We start from the raw sequence: 23,531 nt of genomic DNA, 5'->3' as shown, positions 1-23,531 counted from the left end.
ACGGAGATTACCTGCGTTTCATCCGGTCCGGCGATAAGGCGATCTTCACCTCCGCCCAGTCATTGCCCGGCCGATATGCGCCGCGAGCCTGCCGTGGAGCCGTGCGCCGAGCCTGTCCCGCCGGCGAGACAAGCGGTGGCACATGCTCGTGCACCGATTAAGTCAACGCTGGACTTGCCTTCGATACCGCTGCATAGCATGGCGCCTATGCGTGTCAATGATGTCGGCACATTCTGGTCCCGGTTCCATGCTGACCGATGAGGGGTGTGAGTGTGATGGATTTTAGCCTTTTCTACTTCGCCAATGACAGTGGAAACGTCGAGGGTGATCGGTACCAGCTACTGATCGAGGGCGCTCGTTTCGCGGACGAGCACGGCTTTCAAGCCGTATGGACGCCGGAACGTCATTTCCATCACTACGGAGGCACTTATCCGAATCCGTCGGTGACCAGTGCGGCGATTGCCGCGATCACCAGTCGCATCAAAATTCGGGCAGGTAGCGTTGTCGCACCCCTCCATCACCCCTTGCGGGTCGCCGAGGAATGGTCGGTGGTGGACAACATCTCACACGGCCGCGTCGGTGTGTCCTTTGCCTCAGGGTGGCATGCCACTGATTTTGTGCTGAACCCGTCGGCCTATGCGGACCGCCGGACCGAGATGTACGAGCGGGTCGAGCAAGTACGGGCCCTGTGGCGTGGCGAGACTGTCGATCTCGCTGACGGGATGGGAAACCCGGTGAAGGTGCGGTCCTTTCCCCCGCCGGTGCAGGAGGAATTGCCTGTCTGGATCACCAGCGTCGGCGACGTCGAGACCTTCCGGAGCGCGGGCCGTATAGGCGCTGGGCTGCTGACCCACCTGCTCGGCCAAAGCCCCGAGCTGTTGGCCGAGAAAATCTCCGAGTACCGGAAGGCTGCGGCCGAGGCGAGTCAGGGTGCATGGACGGGCCACGTCGTGGTCATGGTGCACACCTTCCTGGGTGAGGACAACGAGGCGGTACGTGAGCTGGTCAGGCCGGCACTGTCGGCCTACATGCGCAGCGCGCTCAATCTCATCCTGGCCTCGGACCCCGGCTCCAGCTCGGAGGATCCCGAAAACCTCGAAGACGACGAGGTCGATTTCCTGGTCGAGCGATCGTTCGAGCACTACTTCGACAACATCGGCCTTCTCGGCTCGGTCGAAAAAGCGAAGGAAGTCGTCGCGCGACTCGCGGAGATCGGTGTGGACGAGATCGCCTGTCTTGTTGACTTCGGGCTTTCGACGAACGAGGTGATGTCGGGCTTGACGCACCTCCAGCGCCTGCGCGATGTCGTCGGCGGCAGCAGTACGTGAATGTCTGGACTTTTCAGGAGGGTGTAGTGACCGACGACGACAAGCGGCAGGACTTCCTCGATTACCTGTACTTCAAGGAAACCTTCGACGCCGAGGTCGCCGAGATCGATCAGGTCGAAAATGCGACACCTCATTCGGAGTCGAAACGAGCGCTCCCTTCGAGACCTGGGACATCGACGAGGCCGGCGAGGTCGACCTGTTTCACAACTGTCGGTACTCCCCGTCACCTATCGGGACCATAAGGGAGGTGATATCGCGCGTTCCAGTCAAGTACGAGGAGGCGACATTCATCGATTTCGGCTCCGGAAAAGGTCGAGCACGGCTGGTCGCTTCGGAGTTTCCGTTCAAGAGGACCATCGGAGTTGAGCATTCCGGGCATCTCTGCAAGATTGCCACGCAAAAAGTGCAGCGGTACGACTCCAGGAGTGGACTTCCTCGGATTCCACCACCGATGGGTCATGTCCCGGCCTCGCGGCGGGCGGCATCCGATCGCCTTCCTCGCTCGCTGGCGCTCGGACAGGGCGGTGCAGCATGCTCATGACCGGATCCGTGAACTCACGGAGCGGCGCAGGATGTTGCGGCCGGTCAAAGTGATCGTGGAGGACGTGAACGCGTTCCTACGCGGATGGGCCGCGTATTTCCGGTTCGGGAACTCGGCCCATCAGTTTGACCGGATCAGCTCGGAACCCGAACGCGTTGCGTGCGACGATCTTGATCCGCGGTTGATGCCTTCGCTCTTGGCGTTGCTGTGTCCGGTGTCGATGAACGCGGCGATCTCGGTCCACCAGCCGTCGACGGTGGCGGCGAGGGTACGGACTTCGGGGAGGTCGGCGTCCGCGCACCAGGTGAGGAACTTCCAACGGGCGTGGCCCAGTTGGTTCTGGCCGGCGCCGGCGCCGGCCCGGGCGAGGAGGGTGCGCAGGCTCTCCTTGGCGATCCACCCGGTCAGAAGCGTCTGTCCGATCTTCCCTTCGTCCAGCAACGGGTTCCACATCCGTTCGAACTGTTCGTGGTCAAGGTTTTCGCGGTTGCGGAGCAGGCTGCGTCGGGCCTTCCACTCGGGATCACTGGCACGTCCGCGTCGGCCGCGGATCTCGGCGGTGGTGCGGTGCCGGACCAGGGAGAGCGCGTCGGGCAGGCCGGTGCGGACTGCGGCCCGGTAGGTGGCCGACATGTCGATGGCGACGTACCGGATGGCTTTCCTCCAGGTGTCAGGGGCGTGGTGGAAAGCCAGGCCAGCACGTCGGCGACGGCGCGGCCCTCGACCTGCCCGAGCAGCCCGCCGGATCCCAGGGCGTCGACGAACCCGGTGTGCCAGCGGCCCCTGGTCATCTTCCACTTCCCGGTGTCGGGGTCCTGTTCCCAGCGGGTCCGCCCGCGCCGGGTCTCATCAATGCACAGCACCTCGACGCCGGGCAGCGCACGACCTCACCGGTGGTCGCCGAGCGCTTCACCTGGGAGGCGAGGACCCCGTAGGCCGGGCAGGTCCGGGCCGAGGCGTCCGCCCTGGCCAGGTGGACCTGGCGCCCACCGCACTGAAGCCGCTCGATGCGCATGACGGACACCCCGTCGAGGCCCAGCAGCAACGTCGTACTTTTTTGATTAAGACCCAGACGGCCTCACTCGCGAAAGCGCGAGGTTAATCCTGGGTACTCAGCGGGCGGAACCGGGGCCTTCCGAGTGCGAGTTCTTGGGCGATGAGGGAGAGCACTTCCGCCCGCTGGTCGAGCAGGTAGAGATGGCCTCCCTCGAAGACGCGTACAGGGCCGGCGGCACCGCAGTGCCGCCGCCATGCGGACACTTCGTCCACCCGGACCTCGGCGTCGTCGCCGGCGGCGAGCAGGCAGGTCGGTATGTCCAACGGCGGCTCGTCCCGGTACTGGTAGTTCTCGCACGCCGCGAAGTCGGCACGCATCGCGGGAGCCAGCCACAGCAGCACATCGCGGTCGCGCACAGCCGAGACCGAGGGACCGGCGATCTCGTTCAGCCGATGCAGCAGGGCCTCGTCGCCCAGAACGCTCGCGGCCGGGCGCCAGGGGGTGAGGTCGGGTGAACGCATCCCGGAAAGGAACAGCTGGGCAGGGGCCGGTGCGCCCGTGGCTCGAAGCGCGCGGGCCAGTTCGAAAGCCAGCAGAGCCCCCATGCTGTGGCCGAAGAACGCGAACGGTCGGTCCAGCAGCGATTCCACAGCATCCCGCAGGACGTCGACCATCGAGGTGATGGACGGCAGCGGAGGTTCCCCGGCCCGGTCCTCGCGTCCGGGGAGCTGGACGGCCCACACTTCGGCAGCCAAGTCAGTGGGCAACTTCCAGGAACTGTATCCGAGCGCCCCGGCCCCGGCCCACGGAAGACAGAACAGCCGCATGTCGGGGCTTGGATGAGGGGAACGGCAGCGCAGCAAATTCTCCGCGGTGGCGGTCATCGGCCGTCACCTTTCTCTGTGCTGTCGTCGACGGCAACCAGCTGAACCGCCATCTCCCCGAGCGAATCGGCTTCAAAAATCGCTCTGACGCTCAGCTCACAGCCCAAGGCGGTACGCACTCGACCGATGATCTGCATGGCGAGCAGCGAATTTCCGCCGAGTACCCAGAAGTTGTCGTCAGGGCCGGCCTGCGGTGCTCCGACCACCTCAGCCACGATCTCGCACAGACGCTGTTCCCGGGAGGTGTCGAGCAGCGTCGTGCCCCGGTCGGCCTCCAGCAGGGTGCCCGACGTCTCGATGCCCGACAGCGCCCTGCGATCCAGCTTGCCGTTGAAGGCGACCGGGAACTCTTCAAGGACCTCTACCCGGTCCGGCAACAGTGCGGAGGGGAGCTTGCCACGAAGGTGTTCCCGTACGGCGGAGTACGTCAGCCCGTCCCGGCCTCCGTCTTCCGGCACGACATATGCCACCAGTTGAGCCATGTCCGTGCCTGGGTCGGTCGCGATGACGGCGGCGCGGGCGATGGCGGGATGGCTGTCGAGCAGAGCCTCCAGCTCACCCGGCTCTACGCGCAGACCTCGGACTGTCACCCGGTCGGCGAGACGGCCCGAGAACTCCAACTGCCCATCAGGACGCAGTCGGCCCTTGTCACCGGTGAGGTACATGCGCTGTCCGGGGACACGGCTGAACGGGTCGGCTATGAACCGTTCACTGGTGTACACGGGCTCTCCCGCGTAGCCCTGGGCCACACCGAGTCCACCAATGCAGATCTCGCCGACGAACGTGGGCGGCAGCAACTGCAGTTGGTCGTTGACGATGTAGATCTGAGCCGCGCCCACCGCGCGCCCGGCCACCTGGTGTGCGTGTTCGCCGATCTCTGCCCTGGCCGAATCGGCAGTGCACTCGGTCAGGCCGTACGTGTTGAACGCGAGGAGTCCAGGCTGGTCGTGCAGACGCCGCCACAGCCGGTCCGACGTGCTCTCGCCACCGATGACGACCATCTTCGGCGGGTACGGAAGGGCCAGGAGACCAGCGTCGACCAAGCTTTCCATCTGGCTGCTGTTGCAGTTGAACACTTCAATCGATGATCCAGGATCCGACCCTCGGGCAAGGAGCCGGAGCGGATCCGTCCTCTCCTCTTCGTCGATCAACAGCAGCCGGTGCCCGAAGGCGATCATCCCGAGGCACTGGTTGATGAACACGTCGAACGTCACGGAACTCAGCGCGCCGACATTCACCTGGCGTCCTTCGGGCAGCCGTGCGTACATCGGCGCCAGTTGGGTGGTGGCGAGAGCGACGAGGCTCGCCTGATCGATGACCACGCCCTTCGGCTGTCCCGTGGAACCTGCTGTGAAAAGCATGCAGGCCGGAGCAGTTGCCGGGCGAGGAGCGGCATCGACCCCGTGCGTGGAATCGGCCCCGACCGCCGTCGCCGCGTCTGCCAGGAGCGCGGCCGCTGAGACCGTCTCCACCTCGGCGATGCGTTCGTCCGAGACGACCAGGGCGATGCCGGCCTCCTCAAGGAGTTGGCGGCGGGCCTCGTCCTGCTGCGGATCCAGCAGGAGAAAGGCACCGCCCGCACCCCAGGTGGCGAGCATCGCGACGATCAGATCGCTGCGCCTGGCCAGGCAGATCCCCACCATGGTGCCGGACCGTACGCCGCGGGCGCGCAATGCCGTGGCCATCGTCCGGGCCCGACCGGCCAGTTCGGCGAAGGTGAGCCGCTCCCCATCCGCAACGACTGCTTCCCGTTCAGGAACAGTCGCGGCCGTCGATTCGAAGAGGTCCCATGCGGATGTGCATGCCGCGGGGGCACGGCCGTCCTGCGTATCACCACTCGACCCGAGCGCCAGCGTTTCGTTCAGGGCGACTTGGTCGAGGACCGGGATGTTTCCGAGCGGGACATCGGGTGCCCGACTGAGCGACTGCAGCAGGTTTCCGTAGGTATCGGCAAACCTCTGCATGGTCGCCTCGGAAAACCGCTGACGATTGTATTCGATAGTGAGTGAGGTTTCGTGTGCCAGCCGTTGTATGTCCAGACGCAGGTCAAACTCGATGCGCGACAACTCCATGGGGTCTGGCATGGGCGTCACCTGGAGGCCGTCAAGTGCCCAGGTATCGCTCGGGTCTAGAGTGCCATAGCCGATAGCGGCCTGGAAGAGGGGATTGCGATCGGCGTCCCGGTGGGGGGCAATGTCCTCTACGACTGCTTCGAACGGCACGTCCTGGTGGTCGAGCGCGTCCAGAACCGTTTCACTCACGTGGTCGAGGAACTGATCGAAGGTCAGTGTCGGTGCTACCGGGCAGCGCAGCACCACTGTGTTGGCGAAGAATCCGATCGTTCTGAAGAAGTCCGAGTCCGGTCGGCTGAGTACCGGCGTGCCTACTGCTGTATCGCTCGATCCCGCCCAGCGCTGCAACAGAATGAAATACGCTGCGAGCATGCCCGTGAACGGAGTGATCGAGCGGTCCTTGCAGAATTCTTCGAATTCTGTTACCGCATTCCCTGGAGCGGCGACCGGGATACGGGATCCGACGATCACGCCCGGGTCTTCCCTGCTGTCCTCGGGCAGCTGGGGCGACTGGAGACCCTTCAGCTGGCCACGCCAGTAGTCCAGGCCGACAGGGTCCACCCCGGAGGCATTCTCCGCCAGGCAGAAATCCGCGTACTGAACGGCCGGCGTCGCGACGGCAAGCGCGTTTGCGTCAGCGTAAGCGAGGCGTAGTTCTTCGGCGAATACCTGGGCGGAAATTTCGTCGATAATGATGTGATGAAAAACGAAGATTATCAGGTGCAGCCGGGATGACACTCGTATCGCGCTTGCTTTCCAGAGGGGCCCTGATGAAATATCGAAGGAAATGTCAAGCAGCCTCCCGGCCTCATCCTCCGCCCAGTCACAGCGTTTGCTGTGTGAGTCTCCCTCGGCCTCTACGATGTCAAGCAACGAAGACTGGGTAACGTCACCGTTCGTGTCGTGCACCACCTGGAGAACTTCACCGTCGCGCTCCAGGAATGTGGTGCGCAGTGTTTCGTGTCTGCCGCGCAGCACCTGTAGGGCGCGCTCAAGCCTGCTTATGTCGAGATCCCCGCCGACTGTGAGGGTGGTTCCCCAGGTATCAGCCGAACTGGCTGGCCGCACAATTGAGGAGAAATACATTCTCCGCTGGGCGGATGAGGCGCGAACCATACGCGAATGATGGTCGTCCTGCCCCTTCGCGTGATGCATCTGAGACATAGAAGTCCGCCAACCAATCAATCGTAGCTTCAAGGGGAAACGGGGACTTGCTCTCCTGCTTGCACGTGCATACCCTGTGCGGCCCCATCAACCGCACTCACCAGGCGGCATCCCATCCCGACCCGGGAAATCCTAGCCATTTGGCCGCAGGCATCAAAGGAGAGTTATCTATTCCACCGCGGGACAGGGCCGGCTCTTGTCTCGCCAGCTAGACAGGACGTGGTCATGCTGGTGAACAACGCCACCTGAGCTGCGGCCTCTGCGCCCCCACCCCACCCCTCGACTCAGCGGCTCCCGTCCAGGATCAGCCGGGCCACCTACGCCGGGTCGTCGTTCATCGGGACGTGGCCGCAGCCGGGTAGGCGGACCAGGCGGGCGCGGGGGATGATCCGCTTGGCGCGGATGGATTCGGCGCCCATGGAGGCCACGTGTCGGGGTCTGACCAGAGCGTGATGCCATCGAGCCGCATGCTGGCCGATTCGATTTCGAACTGGGGCACCCGCGCATCGGGAGGGAGGAAACACCACGAGTCTCATGGGAACGGGTCCCGGGGTGCGCGGTTCGCTGTTCTGATCGGCGGGGAGGCTGATCGCGAAGTCACGGTTACGGAGTTCTCGCACGGTGTAACGGCTACTGCTGACCTTGAGCTGTACGTCGAACCTACATCGCCGCACTCGTCGCGGTCCTGATGCCACGAAGTCACGTCAGGGCAGTCGTAGTCGACCTGCGGATCGCTCAGGTAGTAGCCGGCGCCGTTAGCGAGCAGTGCGAGCGGGTGATAGCTGGCCCTCTCCTGGTGGGCGTCAGCAGTCATGCCCGCGCGTCGGAAGGCTTCTTCGCTCACCCTTGGATACCCGCCCGCTCCGCGATTCCGTGCGCTCTGTCGCTGGGGCCAAGGGAGCCTACGCCCAACTTGGCCCCAAGGCGCCGTCAGAGACTGCCTCGGCCTGCGGGGTCACCCCTCTCTCCCGCCTGACGCCTCAGTAGCGGGGCATTGCGCAACTTCTGATATCCGCTGAGCGGGAGGGCGTGTGGGCGCAAGGAGAAGCGACCGGGTCGGCCAGGGGCACCACCGCGAGGATCGTGTGCTGAGATCAATCAGTTGGTTGAGCTCGTGCGTTCCTGGCTGGTTGAGGCCGCAATATCGGTGAGTCAGCTCCACCAGCTACTCACGCCGGCCCACTTCGTGACCGGGGCCGTGCCCGAGCTGCGCCGACTGCGTGACCTGCTGACCGGTGAGGCGCTGGGGTGGGACCTGGTCGAAGCCGTGGCTGACGTCTGCTTCCCTGATGAACCAGTTGACTGTGCCGAGTAGGGTTTCCAGACGGCACGAGAGTTATGGGACCGAGCCCAGGCTAGCCCGACACCGGTCGCGGAGAGTAGGCAGAAGCTGGCACTCGCCCACGGATTGCTGGCGGTTAGGGCGGGCCGCACCATCGAGGTTTACCAGGAACTGCAGGTCGTCAGGCATGCATACGAGGCCAGCGAGCGCAGCCGGAACCAGGCGCTGCAAATCGCCACGCTTCTGTTCGCCCTGCTCGCCCAGGCCCAGGCAAAGGCGCCTCGGTCGTCTCGCGCACCTGCTGGTGAGGACGCAGTATTTGAGGGGCGCTATTCCGGTCTCCTCGCTGCGCGTTCGGTCCCCGTGTCGACGCTCACGCAATTCCCCACTTCCGACGGCCTGAGCGTCACGTAATTCCCCACCCTCGCGGTCAGGACTCCCCATGGGGACGGTGAACGTGAGCGGTGCTGGTGTCGTTCTCGGTTGGCCTTCCGGCCCGGGCGTGCTGCAGCTTGTGGGTGAAGCGGTGCATGTGGGGGTCGAGCAGCTCGTCCGACTCCTCGAGCACCTGCTCGTCAGTTAGCCACCGGATCGCGTTGAACTCGTCCTGGTCGTAGGAGGTGATGGTGTCAGCGTCGGCGGTGAGGAGGTACCACAGCGAGACGTCAGTGTGTGCGCCCTGACCCGCGTTTCGGTGACGGTGAGGAAGAGAGGGAGCTCGCCGGTGATCGGCGATGCCGTGGCGTGAATGCCCAGCTCCTCACGACATTCACGGACCACTGCGGACCACGGGTCCTCACCCGGCTCGACGTGTCCGCCTGCCGGCAACCACAGGCCCGCCTTACGGTGCGCTACGAGCAACAGCTGACCGCGCGTGCCGTCGAGGACGACGAAGTAGCTCACCAAGTGCATCGCGGGAACATCCGGCTTGTGCACTCGATAGACCGGGGCTCCGCTGGAGATCCACTGCGCGGCGGTCTTCAGGTGGGTGCGCTCCAGGCTGTCCCAGGGTTCGATGGCGCCGACCAGCTCCAGAAGGCGGGCACGCGGCTGAGCGTCATTGTCGGTGAGCGAGTGGCCAGTTGAGGTCATCCGCGCATCCTGTCAGGAGGTGCTGACAGGCGACGTCGCTGTCGGATCATTTTCCCCAACTTGGGCGGTTTGTGCATTATAAATCAATCATCATGAATTCTCCGTATTGGCCATGGGTAGCGCGGAGGTCGGGATCGGGGGACCTGGTCGTCGCGGAGCTGCTCATGCCCCTCGTCCCTTGGTTCGGATGGCCGATGGGCAGCCCGGATGGCGAGGAGAACGTTCGTCGTGGTCGGCATCATTGAGATCTACGTGCACTGGTACGCGGGCCGCTCGAAGAGCGAGCTGGCCGCGTCGCTGGGGGTGGACCGCAAGACGGTCAGGAAGTACTTGGCCCCGGCGGAGGCATCCGGGATCAGCCCGGGCGGGCCGTCAATTGAGCGAGGCGGACTGGTCGAAGCTGATCAAGGAGTGGTTCCCCGGGCTCATCGACAGACGGCTGAGGCAGGTGACCTGGCCGGAGATCGACCAGCACCGTGACTACATCCAGAGCCTGCTCGGGACAGTGACGGTCTCGACGATCCATCAGCGGCTTCGTGATGAGCGCAAGCTGCAGGTGTCGATCTCCTCGTTCCGTCGTTGGATCCATGCGACGCTGCCGGATGAGGTGACGAAGTCGCAGGTCACCGTGTTGCGTGACGAGATCGAGCCCGGCTCGGAGGCCCAGATCGACTACGGTTTTCTCGGGCAGTGGATCGATCCGCGGTCCGGGAAGCGCCACCGGGTCTGGGCGTTCGTGATGGTGCTGCCGTGCTCGCGGCACATGTTCGTCCGGCCGGTGCTGCACCTGGACCAGCATGCGTGGACGGAAGCGCACGTCGCGGCCTTCCGCTACTTCGGTGGTGCCCCTCGTCGGCTCGTTCCGGACAACCTGAAGACCGGGGTCGACAAGCCCGATCTCTACGACCCGAAGATCAACAAGGCATATGCCGAACTGGCAACTCACTACGGCGCGTTGGTCGATCCGGCCCGGGCAGCGAAGCCGAAGGACAAGCCGCGGGTCGAACGGCCGATGCCCTATGTCCGCGACTCGTTCTGGCGGGGACGCGAGTTCACCTCGATCGAGCACATGCAGGCCGAGGCCGTGACGTGGAGTCAGCAGGTCGCCGGGCGGCGAAAGCGCCGACAGCTGGGCGGGGCCGCCCCGATGACCGTGTTCGAAGCACTGGAGGCTGCCGAACTGCTGCCGCTGCCGCCGCCGTTCGTGCTCGCCCGCTGGTCGACGGCCACGGTCGGACCGGACATCCACATCAAGGCCGGCCGCACCCTCTACTCGGTGCCGTGGAAGCTGATCGGCCGCAAGGTTGACGTCCGCTCCACCTCCACCATGGTCCAGGCCTTCCACGACGGTCAGCTCGTCAAGACCCACACTGCCCTCGACTAGGGAATACGCACAGACAAGAGTGACTATCCGCCGGAGAAGATCGCCTTCCAGATGCGCACGCCGGTCTGGTGCCGCAGTCAGGCATCCGAGATCGGCGACGCTTGCCGCGAGGTCATCGACCAGCTGCTGGAAGTCAACGTCCTCTATCGGCTCCGCGCCGCCCAGGGGGTTCTCGGTCTGCGGAAGAAGTACGGCGAGACGCGGCTGGAAGCCGCCTGCGCCAGGGCCATCGCGGTCGGCGACCCCTCCTACCGCACCATCAAGGGCATCCTCATCGCCGGCACCGAGACCGCCCCCGAGCCCGAGACCAGCGGAGACGCCGGGGCCGCGGCCTTCCTTCACGGCCCGGCCCGACTCTTCGCCGCCGTCGCGACCCCCGGCGTGACGGACGACGACCGCGAAGACCGGGTCCACGACGAAGCCGAGGTGGAAGCCCGATGACCGTGATGGACGCCGCCCTGCGGGAGTCACTCAAGGCCCTGCGACTGTCCGGCAGGCTCGAAACCCTCGACGCCCGCCTCACCCAGGCTCACGGCGGCGAACTCGGCCACCTCGACTTCCTCTAGGTCCGCTGCCAGGACGAGATCACCCGCCGCGAGACCGTCGCCTTCCAACGTCGGCTGCTGCGAGCGAAGTTCGAGCAGCAGGTCACCCTGGAGGAGTTCGACTTCACTGCCTCTTCGAAACTGCCCGCAGCCCAGATGCGAGACCTCGGCGCCCTCCGCTGGCCACATGCCGGCGAGTCGGTCATCCTCTTCGGCCGGTCGGCGTCGGCAAGACCCACGTCGCCCAGGCCCTCGGCCACCTCGCCGTCCGCCAGGGCGCCCACGTCCGCTTCGCCAAGACCAGCCGCATCCCTGCAGACCTCGCCGGCGGCCAGAAACGGATCCGCGAACTGGTCCGCCCCGACGTCCTCATCCTCGACGACTTCGCGATGCGCCAGCTGAACGCCACCCAGGCCGACGACCTCTACGAACTCGTCTCCGAGCGGCAGGGAAGGTCTCTGATCATCACCAGCAACCGGGCGCCCAGCGACTGGTATCCCCTCTTCCCCAACCCCGTCGTCGCCGAGTCCCTCCTTGACCGGCTCATCAACACCAGCCACCAGGTGATCACAACTGCCAACCCCCAGTGCCTATTAGGCATACGACTCTCGCAAGAACCGCGCCTACCTGCGTCGGCGCTGTATCAAGGCGACAATTCCGGTTCCTGCGGACCGGGTCCGCAACCGGCAGAAACTCAGCTCCCTCGGTGGTCGGCCACCGCGGTTCGACAAGACCGACTACAAGCAGCGTCACGCGGTGGAATGCGGCATCAACCGGCTCAAGCGCCACCGCTCGGTCGCCACCAGATACGACAAACTCGCCGTCCTCTATGAAGCTACCGTGCTGGTCGCAGTGCTAAACGAGTGGCTGTGACTGAGCACCGCAGTTGTTGGCTCCATCAGCTCTGATGCTCAGGCGTCACGATACCTCCGGCGAACAGACCTCGAAGATGCTCAGCCAGCAGGTCGGGAGCTATCGAGGGTGCAACGGACAGCCATGTCACGGCATCGAGCGCAGGGTTGCCCGCAGCATCAAGGGAAGCGCAACCCCAGCCCTGACGTCCGCCTCTGGTGCCCCAGAACACGACGACTCCGTTCACCCAGGGCCCCTGGCCGAGCGCCGGATCACCCTTCGGCCAGTAGAAGGCCGTCCCGCCGGCTTCGTCCCACCGCTCTCCTGGCGGCAGATCCGCGTGTTCAAGGGCCTGAGCCGAGGTTGAGCAGTACCGCCGGATCTCGGCATAGCTGGTCAAAGCTGAACCGCCACCCCAACTAGTCACAACTCCCCTTCGCCCGGAGGCCAACCGAACTACTCAATCACAGCAGCCGCTGGCAGCACTTTTGCAACAGGCCCTAGCGTCTTCCGCATGACGACCGACGCGCATCGAGTGATACGTCCGAGCATCCTGTACTTCGGAACCCCGGTGGTCCTGCTCACTACGGAGACGAGGACGGCACCTTCAACCTCGCCCCCATCTCGTCCGCCTGGGTGCTGGGCACAACATCGTCCTGGGCGTGGGCAGGGAGAACCAGACGGTGCGCAACCTGGCCGAGCGGCCGGACGTAGTGATCAACCTCGCCTCGCCCGAGCTGGGGCGGGAGGTCGAGCGCCTCGCACCGCTCACCGGCGCCGATCCGGTGCCGGAGAGCAAGCGGGCGGTGTACCAGTATGAGCCCGACAAGTTCTCCGCCGCCGGGCTGGCCCCGAAGCCCTCCGATCTCGTACGGCCGCCCCGGGTCGCCGAGTCCCCACTCCAGCTGGAGGCGAGGGCCGTTGCACTGAACCCGGGCGGAGAGGGCCGCTTCTTCGGTGTCGAGTGCGAGGTGCTCCGTGTCCACGCCCACGAGCGCATCGTCGTCCCCGGCACGCACCACGTCGACCCCGAAGTGTGGAGCCCGCTCATCTACAACTTCCGCCACTACCACGGGCTTGCTCCCGAGGTCGGCCACGGCTTCCGCTCGGAGACGGCCAAGGTCCCCGCGCGTATCGGGTGACCTGCGCCAGTAGGGGGTGAGTCCGGCACCTGGGGAGGTATCGGACTCACCGTTGCAGCGATGCCACGGAAGTTTGGCATAGGACAAAGTGTTAGAGTCGTTGCGGAGGTGATCACGTGCCGATCAGCGGTACCACCGCAGCGGAGATCGTCGGCAGTGTGCGTGACCAGGTCGCATCGGGCGTGCTCGCACCACAGGCGATGCTGCCGCCCGTGCGGGCACTCGCCGCCGAACTGGGAGTGAACCGGAACACGGTCGCCCTGGCGTACCGGCGACTCGTCGAAGCCGGGGTGGCCGAGACCAGGGGCCGCGGCGGCACGGTCATCGCCGCGGTGCCGCAGCTCGCCCACGAGGGTGTCGGCGTCGGCGGCGACTCCGTCGACCTGTCCAGTGGCAACCCGGACCCGCAGCTACTGCCGGACATCCTGGCCGCAGCGCGCAGCGGACACTACTCCCAGCCCCTGTACGGCATGCCCGCCGTCGACAAGGAGCTGGCCGCATGGGCTTCGGCCGACTTCGCCGAGGACATCGAGCAGCCGTTCCGGACGCTGGTCGCGCACGGAGCGGTCGACGCCACCGAACGTCTCCTGAACGCCTATCTTGCCCGCGGCGACATCGTGGCGGTCGAGGACCCCTGCTTCCTGGCGAGCATCGGCACGCTGCGGCTGAGCGGCTACCAGTCGGCACCGGTCCAGGTCGATGGCGCGGGCATGCGTCCCGATGCCCTGCGGGCCGCACTCGAAGACGGAGCCCGGGCAGTCGTCTGCACACCGCGCGCCCACAACCCGACAGGTGCGAGCCTGACCGAGGAAAGGGCCGCCGAGCTGCGCGCGATCCTCACCGAGCACCCCCAGGTTCTGGTGATCGAGGACGACCACTTCTCGGCCGTCTCCGCACGGCCGTACCACCGGATCACCCCTCCGACCACGGCGCGCTGGGCACTCGTGCGGTCCGTCTCCAAATTCCTCGGCCCAGACCTGCGTCTCGCTCTGGTCGCCGCTGACGCAGAGAGTGCCACACGCCTGGAAGTGCGGCTGAGCGCAGGCACCACCTGGGTCAGCCGACTCCTGCAGCACACCGTCCACGAGCTGCTGGTCGACCCCGGCGTGCAGGAACTCCACGAACAGGCCCGCGCGGCCTATGCGGACCGCAGCGGCCTGCTCATCCAGCGGCTGCACGCACACGGCATCGAGGTGGCCCACCAGCCCGACGGGCTGAACGTATGGGTCGAACTCGACGTCGACGGCCGATCAGTGGTCCAAGCCCTGGCGGACAGGGGCTGGGCCGTGCGGCCCGGCCACCTCTTCGCCCGTGATCCGTCCGCCTACCGGGGCGCGATCCGTATCACCAGCGCGACCATCACCGAGCCGCAGGCCGAGGCGTTCGCCACCGAACTCGCCGCGGTCGTTGCCGACTTGCGCACCGCGCTCTGACAATCCCGACTCGCACTCTCTCCCCATTGAAGGAGCCCCCATGTTCCACGGCCTCAGCGCCTTCCCGCTCACACCAGCCAACGAGGACGGTATCGACAGCACGGCCTACGCCGCGCTCGTCGCCCGCCTCGCCGCCGCCGGCGTGGACTCCGTCGGCGCGCTCGGCTCCACCGGCAGCTACGCCTACCTCACCCGTGAGGAGCGAGCCCACGCCCTGAAGATCGCGGTCGAGGCCGCCCACGGGACCCCGGTCATAGCGGGCATCGGCGCGTTGCGCACCTCGCACGTCCTCGCCCTGGCCGAGGACGCCCAGAAGGCCGGAGCTTCCGCCGTCCTGCTTGCCCCGATGACGTACCAGCCGCTCACCGAGGACGAGGTGTTCGGGCTGTACGAGGACGTCACCCGTGAGCTGTCGGTGTCGTTGTGCGTGTACGACAACCCCGGCACCACGCATGTGCATTTCAGCGACGAACTGCACGGCCGGATCGCCCAGTTGCCGAACGTCGGCTCGATCAAGATCCCGGGTGTGCCCGATGATCCCGCACAGGCAAAGGCCCGGATTGACACACTGAGGGCCCTGGTTCCCGACAAGGTCACCATCGGGGTAAGCGGCGACTGGATGGCCGCCCGTGGTCTCAACGCCGGTTGTGATGCCTGGTACTCGGTGATCGGCGGCACCTTCCCGCTGACCGCACTCGCCCTCACCCGCGCCGCTCAGGCCGGTCATGCAGGACCAGCCGCAGGCATGTCCGACGGGCTGGAGCCGCTGTGGACACTGTTCCGGCGCCACGGCAGCCTGCGGGTCATGTGCGCCGCCGCCTCTCACCTCGGGCTGACAGGAGAGCCGAACCTGCCGCGTCCGCTGCGTGGGCTGGACGACGCCGCCCATAGGGATGTCGTCGAAGCGCTGGACGCACTCGGTCTCACCGCCTGAGCCTGGCCGCCATGAATCACCAGAACATGGCGACCGGAACGAACACGGAGACCGCGCCGCCAAGTCCTGCCGACCGCAAGGGTGGACTGGCCCGCTACGTCGTGGCCGCGGCCCTGGCGCGCACGGCTGACGGGGGAGCGGTTGTCGCCGTCGTCCTGCTCGTCAGCTCATCGGGTGGTTCTGGGACCCTCGCGGGTGTGCTGGGAGCGTGCGTGACCGCACCGCACCTGCTCGGCCCCTTCGTCGCCCGTCCGTTGGACCTCGCGCGAGACGGCCGCAAGGTCATCGCCACGGCCTGCTTGCTGTACTCCACCGCACTGACCACGGGAGTACTGACCTACGCCCGGGTGCCCGCCCTGATGACCGCACTGCTGCTGGCCGTGGCCGGCACCTGCGGCCCCCTCCTGACGGGCGGCATCAGCAGCCGACTGCCCGCCATAGTCGGATCGCGGCTCCGCACCCAGCGGCGCGCTCAGGGCTGGGACGTGGCCACCTACGGCATCGGCGGCACCGCTGGCCCGTCCCTGGTGGCTGCCCTGGTCGGCTGGGCCTCACCCACTGCAGCGGCGCTCGCGCTCGCAGCCGCGGCGAGCGCGGCGGCCACCTGCGTGTTGCTCCTGCCCCGCACCGCCCCGCACCACGGCGACGGCAGAAGCACGACCCTCAAGCCGGGCCGGACCCTCGTGCTGATGGCCCGCACCGGCCCTCTCCGGCGCACCACCTACTTGACGACGACCGTCGCACTCAGCGTCGCGGCCCTGCCCGTCACGGCCGTGCACATGACCACGATCATCGGCGTGGAGACAGGCAACGCGGCCGTTCTGACCGCCGCCTACGGCCTCGGCAACCTCCTCGGCTCCGTGACGGTCATGGTCTCTCCGCTCACCGGCGATCCCGACCGTCTCATGCGCCGCCTCGCCCTGTGCGTCGTCGTCGGCCTCGGAACGGTCGTGATGAGCCACAGCTTCACCTTTTCCGTGTCCGCGTTTACGCTCACCGGCACCCTCAACGCACTCTTCTTCGCCGCCACTCTCGCCGCCCGTACCGAGTACGCGCCTGTCGGCGTCCAAGGACAGGTCTTCATCTGGGTAGCCGCCCTGAAGATCACGGCAGGATCCGCAGGCACCGCCCTCGCCGGCTCCCTCACGGGCCTGGACGTGCGGCTGCCTTTGCTCCTCGGCATCGTCGGCACGACGGCAGCCGTCCTGGTAGCGACGTTCGAGAAGCGGGCCGACGGGAGGTTTGCGAACACCCGATGAGCAGGCAGTGCCGGGTGGGGTGGGTCCAAGACCAGGCAGGTCGCTCTTCAGCTGGCAAGAGCTGGCAGAGGCGGCCCGATTTCGGCCCGACAACTCTGATCCCGACAACACCCTTGCCTGGTGAAGGGGCTGTCCACCAGGGAACCGGCGGAAGATGCCGCGCGCAGGGTCACTCGCGGCCGCCGGGCAGGAGTCGGTGCGCAAGGCGTAGGTCTCCCGCGGCGAGGCCGCCTCCGCGGTCCGGGCCGGGACGGCGGCCCGCCGCTCGAGCCGGCCGGCACTCCTCGGGGCCGCGGCGAGCGCAGCCGTGTCCGCGCTGCCCGTATGGTCAGCGCGGACACGGCCCTGCAACTCCTCAGGGAGGCGCACGGTGGGCTGGACACCGGCTCCAGGCCGTCCGCGGCCTTCCGGAACGTCTCCGGCATGGTGGCCCCGACCGCGGCGTACACCGCCGCCGGGGCCCATCTGCCCTTTGCCGCTCAGCAGTTCGCAACCGTGGCCGACCGGACCGCAGCCCGCCTTGTCCGCGGCCGCGGGCGGGTAGCTGTCGTCGGCGCTGTGCGTGCTGTACGCGGGCGTTGCCGGGTCCTGCGCTAGAAGGTCAGGTTCCAGGCGTCGATCTTGCCTGTGTCGGAGGCGGAGTTGTCGTTGACGCGCAGCTTCCAGGTGCCGTTCGCGACCTCCGAGGAGGCGTTCACGGTGTAGGTCTGGGCGATGTTGTCGGCGCTGCCGCCGGTGTGGTTGTGCAGGGTGTAGGCGGTGCCGTCGGGCGCCACCAGGTCGGCCTTCAGGTCACCGATGTAGGTGTGCTTGATGTCCACACCCACCTTGAGGGTGGCCGGGGCGTTGCCGGTCACGCCGGTTACGGCGATCGGGCTCTCCACGGTCGCGTTGTCGTTGATGGCGAAGTCCGCGAGGTTCTCGAAGTACGTGCCGGGCGGCGGGGTGGTCCCGACGGCCTTGAGGGCGTCGACCTGTCCTTCGCCGAAGAACGAGTTGTTGGCCGTCGTGCCCGTGCAGCGGCTGTCCGAGGGGCAGGCGATGTCGTTGGCCTGGGAGGCCAGCTTGGCGCGGAGCTGCGCCGGGGTGATGCCCGGGTTGGCGCTGGCGATGAGTGCCGCCACGCCGACCACGTGGGGGGTGGCCATCGAGGTGCCGCTCTTGCTGCCGTAGCCGCCGCCGGGGACGGTGGAGTACACGTTGCTGCCCGGTGCCGCGACGTCGATGACGCTCTGCCCGTAGTTGGAGAACGAGGCCTTGGTGACGCCCGTGCCGTTGGCCGCGACCGTGACCACGCCCGGCAGCTCGGTCGGGATGTCGAGGCAGGCGTTGGTGATGGTGCGGGTGACCGGCGTCGAGTCGTTCGGGCTCGCGGAGTCGGTCGTCTTGTGGGCGAGGTCGTAGTTCTCGTTGCCCGCGGCGGCGATCTGGAGGGAGCCCTTGCCCTCGGCGTACTCCTGGGCGCGCTTGACGCCCTCGATGATGGCGGCCTGGTCGATGTTGTCCGGGCAGTTGAACTGCCACGGGTCCGTGTAATAGCTGTTGTTGGTGACCTTGAAGCCGTGGTCACCGGCCCAGACGAAGCCGCAGATGGTGTTCTCGGCGAAGAAGAAGGAGTTGCCCGGCTCGGCGACCCGGACCGCGGAGATCTTCACCCCGGGGGCCACGCCGACGACGCCCTTGCCGTTCTTGGCCGCGGCGATGGTGCCCGCTACGTGGGTGCCGTGCGTGTCGACGTCCCGCCAGGCGCCGGCACGGGTGTCGGGCTTGCCGTAGGCGCAGGAGACCGAGTCGGCCGCGTTGAAGTTGGGCGCCAGGTCCTGGTGCTGGTCGTCCACACCGGTGTCCAGGATGCCGACCGTGACGGACGCGGAGCCTGGGTTCACGGCCCAGGCCAGGTCGGCCTTGATCTGGCTCATGTCGGCCCGGACCGGTTCTCCGGCCGGGGTCGAGGCCTGGGACGGATTTGCCGGGAGCGCCGGGTTGTAGGCGTCGGCCGGGACGTCCGAGGTACGCGTGGCACCGACCTGCTGCACCCCGGCGACGCCGCGCATGGTGGCGGCGAATCCGCTGGACGCCGAGTGGGCGACGATCACGCCGATGGCGTCGAAGTTGGAGAAGACGGTGCCGCCGTTGGCCGCGATCGCGGAGCGGACCGCCGAACTGTCACCGGGGGCGGTGATCACGAGGTAGGCACGCGTGCCGGCCACCCAGGTCGCACTCTGGGAAGCCGGCACGGCGGCCGGAGCGTGGGCCTTGGCGGCCGGCGCGGTGGAGGGGACGACGGGGAGCGTGCCCGCGAGGGCGCCCGGGGCGCCGAACGCGAGGGTGGCACCGAGCGTGGCCGCCAGCACCAGCGTGCGTCTAGGTCGGCTGGATATGTGGGGTATCAATGCGTCCTCCGGAGACGGCCCGGCCGTGCTGAGGGCAGCGGCCGGGCCGTACGAAACGAGTGGTGGATGCAAGATGTCAGGTGCATGCTCCAGTACGGAAGTACCTTTCCGTGCAGGGACGTTATGGAGGCATGGCTGAAAAGAGACGTACTCCGGGCATCAATAGGTCGGGATCCACCGGGAGCTCGGCGACGTCGACCGCGCCCTGGCGTATGCCGCCGGCCTGGTGCCGGCCGCGCTGCCCGCACCAGAGCGCCGGAACCCGCGCGGCGACCGACACCGCCCGCGCCCTGGTGCGTGCGCCCATCACGAAAAGCGAGCCAGAACCGAAACCGGTGAACAAAGCCACCCGCCTGGGTTCTGTCACGCGGGCGCCGGAGCGTCCTCCGGGTCATGGTGTATCCATGCCGGCGGGTGTGTGCGATGAGTTCGAGGATCGCCGGCGGCCAGCCCATGCCCCGCCGTGATGGCGCAGGCTCTCGGCGATGTTGTCCCGCCCCGCCAGGCGGAGCGCGCCGATGGCCAGGTTCCGCAGGGAGGCCATCGCCCGGGGCGGCGGTCGCGGTGGAGCAGAGACGGGTGGCATGCCCCGGACCGAGGTGCTCGCGGAGCCTGCGGCCACGGGCGGCTTCACTTTGCGCAGCAGCCTGACAGACCTGCGAACGGATCCGGTCGTGTCCGAGTCAAGAGTGGCGGTCGGCTTCGCCCGTCGCGTTCTGGACGGTGAGGAGCCGCACCCGTGAACCGTCACCGACAGCGCGCCAGCGGTGGGGAGTTCCTCCGGGGTAGCAGATGCTGTCGCCCGGACCGAGCACGTGGAGAAGAGGCCCGTCCGCTGTGTGCAGGTCGATTTCGATCTCACCGGCAACGACGTAGACGAACTCGTCGCCGGGGTGGTCGTAGTACTCCTCGAACCGCTCCCGAGTGCCGGTGTACTCCACGGGGTGGACGGAGTAGGCAGGGGCGCCGAGCATGCGCGCCGTGCCGCCGGGGTTGTCCACGGGCAGGCCCTCGCCGGAGCGCACCAGGTGGGCCGAGTCGGCCGAGGCGTCGGGCTGCGGCACCACCGCCGCGGCCATGAGTGCCTGCTGTGTGGTGCCGAGGGCACGGGCGATGCGGTGCAGGGACGGCATGCTCGGCCGGGTCAGTCCCCGCTCCAGCTGGCTGAGGAACGGGTGGGAGAGCGCGGCGCGCTCGGCGAGTTGGACAAGAGTCAGCCCCCGCTCCTTGCGCAACTGGCGGATCGCGCTGCCGAGTTCGGCGCGCAACGGCGCGTCCGCGTCCCCGGCGGCGGGCGATGTGCTGTGGGCGGGTTGGGCCGGCATGGCAGGAATCCTAAAGGGTCGGGGTCGGCGGGCCATCGGGCCCCGGTTGGCCCGCGGAGATGTTTTACGCCGGTGAAACACCAGGGCCCTACGCTCAATGTTGATGGCACGAACATTCTAGGTGCTGTCGAGTCCATCGCGTCGCACGCGGCGTACGTGCTTACCCGTCCCGTCCAGCCCATAGGGAGCTCTCATGGCCGCGGCCACCTCCGACCGTCTAGTCGACTCCCCGCCGGACTCCGGCTTCCTCGACGCCATGGCCGCACTCGCCGGAGGCGTCTGTGTCGTCACCGCCCTGGCAGCCGACGGGCGCCCGGTCGGCTTCACCAGCACCGCCGTGATGAGCGTCAGCCGCGAACCGCAGCTGGTGGCCATCGGAGTGGGCCGCCGCGGCCGCACGCTGACCTCGCTGCTCGACGGCCGCAGGTTCGCGCTGAACATCCTGCACGCCGGCGGCGAGCACGTCTCCCGGCGCTTCGCCGACCGCTCCGCGGACCGGTTCGCGGAGCTGGAGTGGTCGGCCGAGGAGCCCGGCGGACTACCCCTCCTGCTCGCGCACAGTTCGTACGCGGTCCTCTGCCGCGTCGTGCGCGACCTCCCGGCGGGGGACCACCAGCTGATCGTCGCGGCCGTCGAGCACGTCGTGCCCGGCACCGGCGGACCGACGGCACTCGTGCATCACGACCGCCGCTATCACGCGCTCGGTGCGGCGTGAGCGGGTCCGACTGGTTCCAGGTCGCCGAGACCGGCCCGGCCGCGTTCGTGATCGCCGAGCCCGGCCATGTCAACAGCTACCTCGTGCTCGGCGATGAACTGGCCCTGCTCTACGACACCGGCATGGGGATCGGCGACATCGGCGAGCGGGTACGACGGCTGACCCGGCTGCCGCTGCTCGTCGTCAACTCCCACCACCACTTCGACCACCGCGGCGGCAACGCCTCCGTGGCCGGGTACGCCGAGGACATCGCCGTACACGCCACCGGCGCCGCACTGCACAGGGATCCGGCTCCGCGCGAGTGGCTGGAGGCGTACGCGCACATCGCGCACGGCCTGCGGAAGCAGTACGAGGAGTTCCGTGTCCTGGACACGAACGGGTTCTTCCTCACCGACTCCCGCGTCGAGGTGCGGCCGGTGCCCGACCTGGCCGACTGGCGGATCGAGGCGGTACGCCCCACCCGGCTGCTGCGCGAAGGAGACGTCCTCGACCTGGGCGGTCGGCGCCTCGAGGTGCTCCACACCCCCGGTCACTCTCCGGACGGCGTCTGCCTGTGGGAGCCGGAGACCGGGCTGCTGCTGGCCGGGGACACGCTGATCAGCGGTACCTTCTTCGCCCATGTGCCGGGCGCCGACGTGAGCGCCTTCGCCGACTCGACGCGCCGCCTGGCCGAGCTGCCCGTCGCCACTGCGCTGCTCGGCCACAACCTGCGGCACCGGGAGTCGGCGGACTTCGTGGGCCGGGTCGCCGATGCGTTCGCGGCCGTACGGGAGGGACGCACCCGTCCGTCCACGTCGACCGACATGTTCGGCGTCCCCGTACGTCGCCATGACTTCGACGGTTTCGCGGTGCTCACCGCGCCGCACGGAACGGACCACTGAACATGTCACCATTGCTGCTGCGCGGCGCGCGCCTGCCCGGCGAGGGCGTCCGCGACGTCCTGGTCAGTACGGACAGCGGCCTTGTCGCCCGGGTCGCCCCGCCCGGTCTGCTTCCTTCCGGCCCCGACGAACTCGACCTGAACGGATACCTGCTCCTGCCCGCCCCGGCGGAACCGCACGCCCATCTGGACAAGGCTTTGACCTGGGACCTGGCGGGCGCACTGCCGGGGGACCTGCTCTTCGCCGTCACCGCCTGGCGTGCGTACGCCGCGCGGGTCACCGAGGAGGAAGTGTTCCAGCGCGCCAGGCGGGCGGTCGACGAGCTGTGTGCGAACGGCGTGACGGCGGTCAGGACCCACGTGGATCTCCTGAGGGACGACGGCGGCTACGGCGGCGGTGATCCTTTGCGCGGCCTGCGCGCCCTCCTCCGCCTGCGCAGACAGCTCCGCGGGCGGATACGGCTCCAGATCGCCGTCCTGCACGTCGACGCCCCGGACGAGCTGCTGCACGAGGCGCTCGACCTCGGCGCGGACCTGCTGGGCGACTGCCCCCACCTGTCCGCGAACCCGGCCGCGTCCGTGGAGCGCACCCTGCGTATCGCCGCCGAGCACCAGGTCGGTGTGGACCTGCACGCCGACGAGACCCTCGACCCGGGGGCGGGGGATCTGCGCCTGCTCGCCCGTGCGGTACTGGAGCGCGGCTTCGTTTCCGGCGTCACCGCGAGTCACTGCGTCAGCCTGGGCGTGGTGGAGCCGGCCGAAGCGGCTCGCACGGCCAAGGAAGTCGCGGCTGCGGGCATCGGCGTGGTCACCCTCCCGCTGACGAACCTCTACCTCCAGGGCCGCGACCGACCGTCGTCCACCCCGCGCGGTCTCACCGCCGTACGGGCCCTGCTGGACGCGGGCGTGACGGTCGCGGCCGGCGGTGACAACATCCGGGACCCCTTCAACCCCGTGGGCCGGGCGGATCCGCTCGAGACGGCGTCCCTCCTGGTCACGGCCGGTCATCTCACCCCGGACGAGGCGCTGTACGCGGTCACCGGGGGAGCTCGGGCGGTCCTCGGGCTGCCCGCGGCGGGACCGCACGAGGGTGCTGTCGCCGATCTGCTGGCCGTGCGCGCGCAGACCGTCTCGGAGGTTCTCGGCGCGTCCTGTCCCGAGCGGCTGGTCTTCGCCGGCGGGCGGCTGGTCAGCCGTACGTCGGTGGTCCGCGAATTCTTCTGAAGATCCTCTGGGTCTGCCGCCCGGCAGCTCTCGGCGAACAGATACGGCCACGACATTGGCCGGAAACAATCAATGTTCATGCTAT

Annotated in this window: 18 protein-coding genes and 5 pseudogenes; 15 read left to right on the top strand and 8 right to left on the bottom strand. The window is 67.6% G+C overall.

The window, feature by feature from the left end; all coding sequences use genetic code 11:
- The first annotated feature begins 275 nt into the window (after positions 1-275).
- Together ACFYRY_RS00200 and ACFYRY_RS00195 are read left to right on the top strand one after the other, a co-directional pair.
- Positions 276-1,328 (top strand): MupA/Atu3671 family FMN-dependent luciferase-like monooxygenase, encoded by a 1,053-nt coding sequence (locus tag ACFYRY_RS00200; RefSeq protein WP_389140980.1) that lies wholly within the window; start codon positions 276-278, stop codon positions 1,326-1,328.
- A 458-nt stretch (positions 1,329-1,786) separates the two neighbouring features.
- Positions 1,787-1,948, top strand: a pseudogene (locus ACFYRY_RS00195) (hypothetical protein); the annotation flags it as partial.
- Between the two features lie 41 nt (positions 1,949-1,989).
- Here ACFYRY_RS00195 and ACFYRY_RS00190 read toward each other — a convergent pair.
- From ACFYRY_RS00190 to ACFYRY_RS00175, 4 genes and pseudogenes are all read right to left on the bottom strand, one after another.
- Positions 1,990-2,502, bottom strand: a complete 513-nt coding sequence (locus tag ACFYRY_RS00190) for a transposase (RefSeq protein WP_389138418.1) — start codon at positions 2,500-2,502, stop codon at positions 1,990-1,992.
- Positions 2,503-2,967: 465 nt separating this feature from the next.
- Positions 2,968-3,693, bottom strand: a complete 726-nt coding sequence (locus ACFYRY_RS00185; protein ID WP_389140978.1) for a thioesterase II family protein — start codon at positions 3,691-3,693, stop codon at positions 2,968-2,970.
- Positions 3,694-3,746: 53 nt separating this feature from the next.
- Complete coding sequence (locus ACFYRY_RS00180) at positions 3,747-6,977, bottom strand: condensation domain-containing protein (RefSeq protein WP_389138415.1); 3,231 nt, start codon at positions 6,975-6,977, stop codon at positions 3,747-3,749.
- Between the two features lie 326 nt (positions 6,978-7,303).
- A pseudogene (locus ACFYRY_RS00175) lies at positions 7,304-7,396 on the bottom strand (alpha/beta fold hydrolase); the annotation flags it as partial.
- Positions 7,397-8,133: 737 nt separating this feature from the next.
- Between ACFYRY_RS00175 and ACFYRY_RS00170 the strand changes: the two are divergent.
- Positions 8,134-8,301, top strand: a complete 168-nt coding sequence (locus tag ACFYRY_RS00170) for a hypothetical protein (RefSeq protein WP_389138412.1) — start codon at positions 8,134-8,136, stop codon at positions 8,299-8,301.
- 546 nt (positions 8,302-8,847) lie between these two features.
- Here ACFYRY_RS00170 and ACFYRY_RS00165 read toward each other — a convergent pair.
- On the bottom strand, positions 8,848-9,360 hold the full coding sequence (locus ACFYRY_RS00165; RefSeq protein ID WP_389138409.1) for an NUDIX domain-containing protein: 513 nt from the start codon (positions 9,358-9,360) through the stop codon (positions 8,848-8,850).
- A 228-nt stretch (positions 9,361-9,588) separates the two neighbouring features.
- On the opposite strand from ACFYRY_RS00165, the pseudogene istA reads away from it, so the two are divergent.
- The 4 genes and pseudogenes from istA (at position 9,589) to ACFYRY_RS00145 (ending at position 12,162) form a co-directional block, all read left to right on the top strand.
- Positions 9,589-11,185, top strand: a pseudogene (gene istA / locus ACFYRY_RS00160) (IS21 family transposase).
- Complete coding sequence (locus tag ACFYRY_RS00155) at positions 11,182-11,310, top strand: hypothetical protein (RefSeq protein WP_389141130.1); 129 nt, start codon at positions 11,182-11,184, stop codon at positions 11,308-11,310. Before istA ends, ACFYRY_RS00155 begins: the two are co-directional and overlap by 4 nt.
- An 18-nt stretch (positions 11,311-11,328) precedes the next feature.
- Positions 11,329-11,804 (top strand): annotated as a pseudogene (locus ACFYRY_RS00150) (ATP-binding protein); the annotation flags it as partial.
- Positions 11,805-11,916: 112 nt separating this feature from the next.
- A complete protein-coding gene (locus ACFYRY_RS00145) occupies positions 11,917-12,162 on the top strand; it encodes a hypothetical protein (protein ID WP_389140976.1) in 246 nt (81 codons plus the stop codon).
- 25 nt (positions 12,163-12,187) lie between these two features.
- Here ACFYRY_RS00145 and ACFYRY_RS00140 read toward each other — a convergent pair whose 3' ends face one another.
- Positions 12,188-12,541, bottom strand: a complete 354-nt coding sequence (locus ACFYRY_RS00140; RefSeq protein WP_389138406.1) for a hypothetical protein — start codon at positions 12,539-12,541, stop codon at positions 12,188-12,190.
- 114 nt (positions 12,542-12,655) lie between these two features.
- Here ACFYRY_RS00140 and ACFYRY_RS00135 point away from each other — a divergent pair.
- From ACFYRY_RS00135 to ACFYRY_RS00115, 5 genes and pseudogenes are all read left to right on the top strand, one after another.
- Positions 12,656-13,283 (top strand): annotated as a pseudogene (locus ACFYRY_RS00135) (flavin reductase family protein).
- 116 nt (positions 13,284-13,399) lie between these two features.
- Entirely contained in the window at positions 13,400-14,716 is a 1,317-nt protein-coding gene (locus ACFYRY_RS00130; RefSeq protein WP_389138403.1) for an aminotransferase class I/II-fold pyridoxal phosphate-dependent enzyme, read from the top strand.
- Between the two features lie 40 nt (positions 14,717-14,756).
- Positions 14,757-15,650, top strand: a complete 894-nt coding sequence (locus tag ACFYRY_RS00125; RefSeq protein ID WP_389138400.1) for a dihydrodipicolinate synthase family protein — start codon at positions 14,757-14,759, stop codon at positions 15,648-15,650.
- Between the two features lie 11 nt (positions 15,651-15,661).
- Positions 15,662-16,909 (top strand): MFS transporter, encoded by a 1,248-nt coding sequence (locus ACFYRY_RS00120; protein WP_389138397.1) that lies wholly within the window; start codon positions 15,662-15,664, stop codon positions 16,907-16,909.
- A gap of 324 nt (positions 16,910-17,233) precedes the next feature.
- The gene (locus ACFYRY_RS00115) at positions 17,234-17,506 is read left to right on the top strand and encodes a hypothetical protein (protein ID WP_389138394.1); all 273 of its coding nucleotides are present in this window, start codon (positions 17,234-17,236) and stop codon (positions 17,504-17,506) included.
- On the opposite strand, the gene ACFYRY_RS00110 is transcribed toward ACFYRY_RS00115, so the two are convergent.
- Complete coding sequence (locus ACFYRY_RS00110; RefSeq protein ID WP_389138391.1) at positions 17,503-19,263, bottom strand: S8 family serine peptidase; 1,761 nt, start codon at positions 19,261-19,263, stop codon at positions 17,503-17,505. The genes ACFYRY_RS00115 and ACFYRY_RS00110 overlap by 4 nt on opposite strands.
- A 722-nt stretch (positions 19,264-19,985) precedes the next feature.
- Positions 19,986-20,627, bottom strand: coding sequence for a helix-turn-helix domain-containing protein (locus ACFYRY_RS00105; protein ID WP_389138388.1), 642 nt, complete (start codon positions 20,625-20,627; stop codon positions 19,986-19,988).
- Between the two features lie 193 nt (positions 20,628-20,820).
- On the opposite strand from ACFYRY_RS00105, the gene ACFYRY_RS00100 reads away from it, so the two are divergent.
- Genes ACFYRY_RS00100 through ACFYRY_RS00090 form a run of 3 tightly spaced genes read left to right on the top strand, consistent with a single transcriptional unit; the run spans position 20,821 to position 23,446 of the window.
- Entirely contained in the window at positions 20,821-21,342 is a 522-nt protein-coding gene (locus tag ACFYRY_RS00100) for a flavin reductase family protein (protein ID WP_389138385.1), read from the top strand.
- Complete coding sequence (locus ACFYRY_RS00095) at positions 21,339-22,223, top strand: MBL fold metallo-hydrolase (protein ID WP_389138382.1); 885 nt, start codon at positions 21,339-21,341, stop codon at positions 22,221-22,223. Before ACFYRY_RS00100 ends, ACFYRY_RS00095 begins: the two co-directional genes overlap by 4 nt.
- 2 nt (positions 22,224-22,225) lie before the next feature.
- Positions 22,226-23,446 carry an amidohydrolase family protein gene (locus tag ACFYRY_RS00090; protein ID WP_389138379.1) on the top strand — a complete coding sequence of 407 codons (1,221 nt, stop codon included), beginning with the start codon at positions 22,226-22,228 and terminating at the stop codon, positions 23,444-23,446.
- Positions 23,447-23,531 lie beyond the last annotated feature (85 nt).

It is taken from the genome of Streptomyces sp. NPDC005263 (genome assembly GCF_042872365.1).
Taxonomy (GTDB): Bacteria; Actinomycetota; Actinomycetes; order Streptomycetales; family Streptomycetaceae; genus Streptomyces.
The sequence above is the reverse complement of the archived record's forward strand: the minus strand, read 5'-3'. Positions and strand labels throughout refer to the sequence as shown.

Excerpts from the sequence above, each read along its gene's own strand:
- ACFYRY_RS00125 (WP_389138400.1), top strand. The coding sequence starts at position 14,757 with ATGTTCCACGGCCTCAGCGCCTTCCCGCTCACACCAGCCAACGAGGAC.
- ACFYRY_RS00185 (WP_389140978.1), bottom strand. The coding sequence starts at position 3,693 with ATGCGGCTGTTCTGTCTTCCGTGGGCCGGGGCCGGGGCGCTCGGATAC.
- ACFYRY_RS00120 (WP_389138397.1), top strand. The coding sequence starts at position 15,662 with ATGAATCACCAGAACATGGCGACCGGAACGAACACGGAGACCGCGCCG.
- ACFYRY_RS00105 (WP_389138388.1), bottom strand. The coding sequence starts at position 20,627 with ATGCCGGCCCAACCCGCCCACAGCACATCGCCCGCCGCCGGGGACGCG.
- ACFYRY_RS00180 (WP_389138415.1), bottom strand. The coding sequence starts at position 6,977 with ATGCATCACGCGAAGGGGCAGGACGACCATCATTCGCGTATGGTTCGC.
- ACFYRY_RS00190 (WP_389138418.1), bottom strand. The coding sequence starts at position 2,502 with ATGTCGGCCACCTACCGGGCCGCAGTCCGCACCGGCCTGCCCGACGCG.
- ACFYRY_RS00100 (WP_389138385.1), top strand. The coding sequence starts at position 20,821 with ATGGCCGCGGCCACCTCCGACCGTCTAGTCGACTCCCCGCCGGACTCC.
- ACFYRY_RS00155 (WP_389141130.1), top strand. The coding sequence starts at position 11,182 with ATGACCGTGATGGACGCCGCCCTGCGGGAGTCACTCAAGGCCCTGCGA.
- ACFYRY_RS00115 (WP_389138394.1), top strand. The coding sequence starts at position 17,234 with ATGGTCAGCGCGGACACGGCCCTGCAACTCCTCAGGGAGGCGCACGGT.
- ACFYRY_RS00090 (WP_389138379.1), top strand. The coding sequence starts at position 22,226 with ATGTCACCATTGCTGCTGCGCGGCGCGCGCCTGCCCGGCGAGGGCGTC.
- ACFYRY_RS00200 (WP_389140980.1), top strand. The coding sequence starts at position 276 with ATGGATTTTAGCCTTTTCTACTTCGCCAATGACAGTGGAAACGTCGAG.
- ACFYRY_RS00165 (WP_389138409.1), bottom strand. The coding sequence starts at position 9,360 with ATGACCTCAACTGGCCACTCGCTCACCGACAATGACGCTCAGCCGCGT.